The organism is Sphingomonas sp. ACRSK (assembly GCF_022346685.1).
In the GTDB taxonomy this organism is placed as follows: Bacteria; Pseudomonadota; Alphaproteobacteria; order Sphingomonadales; family Sphingomonadaceae; genus Sphingomonas; species Sphingomonas molluscorum.
On sequence record NZ_JAKRNR010000065.1, the window covers coordinates 1 to 6,421 of the forward strand.

Annotated in this window: 6 protein-coding genes; 2 read left to right on the plus strand and 4 right to left on the minus strand. The window is 66.4% G+C overall.

The window, feature by feature from the left end:
• Window positions 1–33: 33 nt before the first annotated feature.
• Window positions 34–3,003: a Tn3 family transposase gene (locus MHZ35_RS17480; RefSeq protein ID WP_042491074.1), complete on the minus strand. Its 2,970-nt coding sequence runs from the start codon at window positions 3,001–3,003 to the stop codon at window positions 34–36.
• Window positions 3,004–3,132: 129 nt separating this feature from the next.
• On the opposite strand from MHZ35_RS17480, the gene MHZ35_RS17485 reads away from it, so the two are divergent.
• Window positions 3,133–3,759, plus strand: coding sequence for a recombinase family protein (locus MHZ35_RS17485; RefSeq protein WP_082052512.1), 627 nt, complete (start codon window positions 3,133–3,135; stop codon window positions 3,757–3,759).
• Between the two features lie 23 nt (window positions 3,760–3,782).
• Here the strand turns inward: MHZ35_RS17485 and MHZ35_RS17490 are convergent, their stop codons facing one another.
• From MHZ35_RS17490 to MHZ35_RS17500, 3 genes are read right to left on the minus strand one after another with little or no spacing between them, the layout of a single operon-like run.
• Window positions 3,783–4,562: a sulfite exporter TauE/SafE family protein gene (locus MHZ35_RS17490; protein ID WP_042469177.1), complete on the minus strand. Its 780-nt coding sequence runs from the start codon at window positions 4,560–4,562 to the stop codon at window positions 3,783–3,785.
• A gap of 7 nt (window positions 4,563–4,569) precedes the next feature.
• Window positions 4,570–5,088 carry a rhodanese family protein gene (locus MHZ35_RS17495; RefSeq protein WP_042469176.1) on the minus strand — a complete coding sequence of 173 codons (519 nt, stop codon included), beginning with the start codon at window positions 5,086–5,088 and terminating at the stop codon, window positions 4,570–4,572.
• 4 nt (window positions 5,089–5,092) lie between these two features.
• Window positions 5,093–5,410: an ArsR/SmtB family transcription factor gene (locus MHZ35_RS17500; protein ID WP_042469298.1), complete on the minus strand. Its 318-nt coding sequence runs from the start codon at window positions 5,408–5,410 to the stop codon at window positions 5,093–5,095.
• A gap of 68 nt (window positions 5,411–5,478) precedes the next feature.
• Between MHZ35_RS17500 and MHZ35_RS17505 the strand changes: the two genes are divergently transcribed.
• Window positions 5,479–6,354 carry an MBL fold metallo-hydrolase gene (locus MHZ35_RS17505; protein ID WP_061780293.1) on the plus strand — a complete coding sequence of 292 codons (876 nt, stop codon included), beginning with the start codon at window positions 5,479–5,481 and terminating at the stop codon, window positions 6,352–6,354.
• Window positions 6,355–6,421 lie beyond the last annotated feature (67 nt).

A 6,421-nucleotide genomic window follows, 5' to 3' on the forward strand; every position in this document is an offset into this window, starting at 1 on the left:
GGGGACCGGTGAGAGGATGGTCGAAAACGTACGCTAAGCGTCCCGGCTTTGCTGGTGGAGGCGCAGCGGCCTGAACCGCTCGCGAGGTTTGTCGATCTCGCCCCAGAGATAGTCGCCGGTGAGGCCGATATGCTCCCAGCCCAGAGGGGCGACGTGGGCGAGCAGCTCGTCGGGCACGTCGACGCCGCTGCCGCGCAGATGACGGACAGCTCGGTCGAGATAGACGGTGTTCCAGAGCGTCATGGCCGCGGTGACGAGGGTCAGGCCGGAGGCGCGATGGCGCTGGTTCTCGAAGGTGCGGTCGCGCAGTTCGCCGAGGCGGTTGAAGAAGATGGCGCGGGCGAGCGCGTTGCGGGCCTCGCCCTTGTTGAGAATGCTGCCGGTGCGACGACGCTGGTCGGGATCATCGAACCAGTCGAGCATGAACAGGGTGCGTTCGATCCGACCTATCTCCCGCAGCGCGCGGGCGACCGAGTTCTGACGCGGGAAGCCCGCCAGCTTGCGGAGCATGACCGAGGCGCTCACCGTGCCGGCGCGGATCGAGGCGGCAAGGCGCAGGGTTTCGTCCCAGTTCTCCTCGATCGCGCGGATCTTGACCGGACCGGCGACGAGCGGGCGCAGCGTCGGCCACGAGTCGAGCGGCGACAGGCTGTAGAGCCGGCGCTCGTTGAGGTCGCGGATGCGGGGCGCGAAGCGGAAGCCGAGCAGATGGCACAGGCCGAAGACATGATCGACCGCGCCGGCGGTATCGGTCGCATGTTCGCGGATGACCAGCTCGCTTTCATGGTCGAGCAGGCCGTCGAGGACATGCGCGGCCTCGCCGGCATTGGCGGCGATGACCTTGGTGTGGAACGGCGTGAAGCGGTCGGTGACGTGGGTGTAGAACAGCACGCCTGGTTCGGTGCCATAGCGGGCGTTGTGATCGGCGCGGGCCTCGCCCTGACCACCGGCACGAAAGAACTGCCCGTCCGACGACGATGTATCGCCCGGTCCCCAGACCGCCGCGAGCGGATGCGCGGTATGGCAATCGACGATCGCCGCCAGCGCCGACAGATAGGTTTCGTCGCGCACATGCCATTCCGCCGTCCAGCGCAGGCGAGACAACGTCAGCCCGCGCGAGCTTTCGGCCATGCGGCCCAGGCCGAGGTTGGTCGCATCGGCGAGGATCGCACCCATCAGCGCGGACTGGTCGGAGGCGGGGGCGCCGCTGCGCGCATGGACGAAACGGTCGGCGAATCCCGACCATGCGGCGACCTCGACCAGCAGATCGGTGATTCGGACGCGCGGCAGCATCGCGTAGAGCCGGGCCTTTAGCGCATCGGCATCGTCGGACGGGGATCGCCGGATCGACGATATGAGCAACTGCCCGCGTTCGATCGTCACATCGACCAGCTCGCCCGCTGCGGCTGCGCGCTCCACCTCCGTCATGCGCCGGGCCAACAGGGTGCGGCGTTCCTCGTACCATTTGGAAAAGTCGGTCGGCACAACCAGGCGCAGATCGCCGCTCGCGCGCATCGCTTCGAAGGCGGGCATGGGCAGCTGATAGTCGTCGAGCGTGCGATAGGCGCGGCTGCCGTCCACCCAGATGCTGCCCGAGCCGAGCCGCTCGCGCAGGTGGGCGATCACTGCGATCTCATAGGCGCGCCGGTCTATCGTCCCTTCCGCCGGCTGCACGACCTTGCGCCAGCGCGGCTTGATGAAGCTGGTCGGCACTCGCTTCGGCAGGACCGATCGACCGTCGCGGTACATCGTGCGCAGCACCTCGATCGCGCCGAGCAGCGGATCAGCCAACCGCGCGGTGCGGAAGGTGAAAGCGGCGAGAAACGTCGGGGCGAAACGCCGCACGGCGGGATAGCGTTCGACCACTTCTTCCAGCCCGTCATCGGCCGAGCGCGTCAGATCCTCGGCAAAGCGGATGCTGCGTTCGAGCTGATCCCAGCCCATCTTCGCGTCGATCGCGCGGAAGGCATCGCGCCCGCTCGCACGAGCATCTACCAGCAGGCGACCGAGCCGGGCATGGAAACGCGCGGTGTCCTTCAGCATCCGTGCCTGGCCGAGCAGCCGATCGGAGCGGGTGCGGTCGGCACGGCGGAACAGCGCGCCCACCATCTTCTCCACCATGACCAGCGCGGCGTCGGTCAACGTCGCTTCCATCTCGATCACGGAAGCTACGAGCATGGCGAGCCGGCGCGGACGTTCGAGACGCCGCAGGTGCTGGGCGGTGACGATGCCGGCGGTCCGCGCAATGACGGCATAGCGAGCAGCATGGATACGTCGTGCTCGATCAGCCGCGATCCCGATGCCGCGCACGGTGTCGAGCCGTTCGACGATTCCCTTCAGGTTCGCGGCCGATGGTGCTTCCGGCCATTCGCGTATCCATCCTAGCCGGGTGCGCCCATCATCGTCGGAGGCGATCATGTGTTCGAGTGCGGCTTCCTGTTCGGTCGAACAGTCGCGGATCAGATTGGAATGGGCCGCCTTGCGCGCCCGTGTCCGCACGATGAGGGCGAGCCGTTCCAGCGTCGATGTCGCCGGCAGTACGATCCGGTCCGCCCGCAAGCGATCGACCATGCCTGTGACGATCGTCTCACCTCTATCAGTCGAAGCGGCAATCTCCGATCCCAGCGCCAGCATCGCCCGTACATCCACCCGCGCGAAGGCGCGCAGACCGAGCAGAGCTTCGATCTCGGCCCGGTGTTCGCGCAATGTCGTGGGGCGCGTGGCATAGCCGGTGAAGTCGTCGGCTACGCACCCGATCTGATCGGCGAGCAGCGCGAGCATGGCGGCGGGCACCGCATCCCCCGTCAGTAGCCTGCGACCGGGATGACGCAGGTAGCAAAGCTGCACCGCATAGCCGAGCCGGTTCGCCCCGCGCCGACGTCGCGCCACCTGTGCCAGATCGTCGGGACCGAGCGTATAGAGCCGTTCGATCGTCGCGCGATCGGCAGGCGGGTCGAAGATCACAGCACGCTGCGCGGGCGACAGGATGGTCTTGGTCGGCATCGGCTTCCTGTTCGTCACGAAACAGGAAAGCGTACCCGTTCATGGAGCATAGACCAGAAGACGGGTTATGTGACATTATCGCGATTGATCGACGGGCAATGCCGCTCCGTCACGTGAACGGACGTATATGTGACAACGCAGATCGGTTACGCGCGGGTGTCCAAGGCGGACGGCAGCCAGGTCCACGACCTGCAGCACGACGCGCTGGTCGCGGCCGGCGTCGATCCCGAGCATATCTATGAGGATGCCGCATCGGGCCGGCTCGACAAGCGACCGGGACTGGACGCCTGCCTGAAGGCGCTGCGCCGCGACGACACGCTGGTCATCTGGAAACTCGATCGGCTCGGCCGCGATTTGCGCCACCTCGTCAATACGGTTGGTGATCTGACGAAGCGTGGCATCGGGTTGAAGGTGCTGGCGGGCGAAGGCGCGTCGATTGACACAACCACCGCCAACGGTCGGCTGATCTTCGCGATTTTCGCCGGCCTCGCCGAGTTCGAGCGAGAACTGATCGTCGAGCGCACGCGCGCCGGTCTGGAGTCCGCTCGGGCACGCGGTCGGCACGGCGGGCGTCCGTTCAAGATGACGCCGGCCAAACTGCGTCTCGCCCAGGCCGCGATGGGCAAACCGGAAACCAAGGTCGCGGAGCTATGCGCCGAACTCGGCGTGACGCGCCAAACACTCTACCGACACGTCACGCCGAAGGGCGAGATCAGGCCCGATGGTGAAAAGCTGTTGGCGCGAGGGCGCCGATAGCAGTCGGCTGAAGCTGCTCAGGTTCAGAGCGACGATGCCGTAACGTAGGTTCCTACCGCAATCACGACGGCGGCAAAGCCACGTTCGAGCAGCCCCTTACGGGTGCCGAGAACCTTGCCCAATGCAATACCGCCGATCGTTCCAGCGACGCCGCCCACGACCAGCATCGCGGTCACGCTCCAGTCGACCAGCCCCGACAGGGCGTAGGACAAGGCGGTGGTCAACCCCAGCGCGCTGACGACGACCAGCGACGTGCCGATCGCGAAGGGCAGCGGCATCGCGGTCGCGAGGATCAGCCCCGGCACGATCAGGAAGCCGCCCCCGATCCCGAAGAAGCCGGCGGCAAGCCCGACGCCCAGCCCGATCGGAACCAAGCGCGGCAGCAGCGTCGAGGCGCTATCGCGGGTCAGTCGCACGTCCGGCGCTTCCGCCGTGCGGCGCTTGCGCAACATCGACAAACCGACGCCAATCATCAGAAGCCCGAACAGGACAAGCAGTCGCTTGCCGTCGAACGCCTTGCCCAACTCCGCCCCCAGCGCCGCGCCGATCATTCCGGAGACGGCGAAGACACTGGCGCACCGCCATTTCACGCGGCCCGCTCGCGCATGGCCGACCAGGCTGGCAAGCGCATTGACGGTGACGGCGACAGCGGCCGTCCCGATCGCAGCGTGCGGTGATCCGACGCCGACAACATAGATCAGGAGTGGCACGGCGAGGATCGACCCGCCTCCGCCGACAAGGCCGAGGATCAGGCCAATCACGCCGCCCGATGCAAGCGCGGCAAGGGTGGCAGCGGTGTCCACGATCGCCTCAGGCTGTCGCGCGCCGGTTCCAGGGCATGACGCGCAGCAGGTTGGCCATGCCGCACCACCCCGTCACGCCCGCGAACATCAGCCCCGCCCCGACGAACGCCGACAGCCCGAAGAAGCCGGGAGCGACGAACGTGCCGAGCAGAACGCCGATCAGCACCAGCCCACCGGCGGTAATCTGCACCTGCCGCATGATTTCCAACGGCTGCGACCGATCGGCGACGGTGGGCTGTCCTGCCTGCCGCCACGCATCGATGCCGCCGCCCAGGATATAGGCCGGCGCGCCACCCGCTGCCGCGCCGAGCTGCGCCGCATTGGCGGCGGTGCGCATCCCGGACTTGCAGTGAAAGACGACCGGACGATCGTCGCGCGGGAGATCGCCGATCCGGTCGAGCGGCACGTTCATCGCGCCGGGAATGCGTTCGCGCGCATGCTCGTCGGCACCGCGAATGTCGATCAGGCGCGCACCGGCATCGATCGCGGCACGGGTATCGTCGGGAGAAAGGGTCGCGAGCGTCATCGCATCAATCCTTGCAGTAGAGCTGGTAGAGAGTGCCGAGCAGCGTTTCGACGCGGGCATCCGCGATGGCGTACCAGAGCGTCTGGCTCTCCCGCCGGTAGGTGACGAGACCCTCGTCGCGCATCCTGGCCAGGTGCTGCGAGCAGGCCGACTGCGACAAGCCGACATCACGGGCCAGATCGCCGACCGTCATCTCGCCATGCTCGACCAGCTTGCACAGCAGCATCAGCCGGCGAGCATTGCCGATCGCCTTCAGCGTGTCGGCGACCTGCCCGGCCTTCGCCTCGAATGTCGCCAGGTCCATCGGCGGTTTGAGCATCATCGCCACTCCATTAGGTGTTGCTTATGTAGCACCAGCTAATATATTAGCAAGCGCTAACGGAGAAAATCATGACTCAGCCCCTCATCGAGGCGTTTTTCGACGAGCCGACCAATACGATTAGCTACCTCGTCGGCGATCCCGCGACACGGACTGCGGCGGTGATCGATCCAGTCCTCGACTTCGACATGGCGAGCGGCGTCGCCGACACGCGCTCGGCCGAGCGGATCGTCGCCTTCGCCCGCGAGCAGGACTGGCGGATCGCGATGGTGCTGGAGACGCACGCTCATGCCGATCATCTGTCGGCCGCACCCTTCATCAAGGCGCATACAGGCGCATGGATCGGGATCGGCGCGCATATCCGCGACGTGCAGAAAATCTTCCGCCCCGTGTTCGCGATGGATGATCTGAAAACGGACGGCTCGGACTTCGACCGCCTGTTCGAGAATGGCGACCAGTTCGCGATCGGGGCGCTGGCGGTCGAGGTGCTGCATGTCCCCGGCCACACCCCGGCCGACGTGACCTATCTGATCGGCGATGCGGCGTTCGTCGGGGATACGCTGTTCATGCCCGACTATGGCACCGCCCGCGCCGACTTCCCGGGCGGGGATGCGCGGACGCTCTATCGCTCGATCCGCCGGCTATTGGCGCTGCCCGACGAGACGCGACTGTTCCTCTGCCACGACTACAAGGCACCGGGTCGCGACGACTATCGCTGGGAGACGACGGTGGGCGAGCAGCGACGGTCGAGCGTCCACGTCCATGACGGTGTGAATGAGGACGACTTCGTCGCCATGCGCGAGCAGCGTGACGCCGGGCTATCCGTGCCCAAGCTCCTGCTGCCCTCGATCCAGGTCAACATCCGCGCGGGCCATTTCGATCAGGCGGAGGCGAACGGTGTCACCTACTTGCGTATTCCGGTAAAATGGAAAGCCGGCCATCCGTGATGTCATACGATCGCTGACACGGCTTTGTGCTTAGCGTACGTTTTCGACCATCCTCTCACCGGTCCCC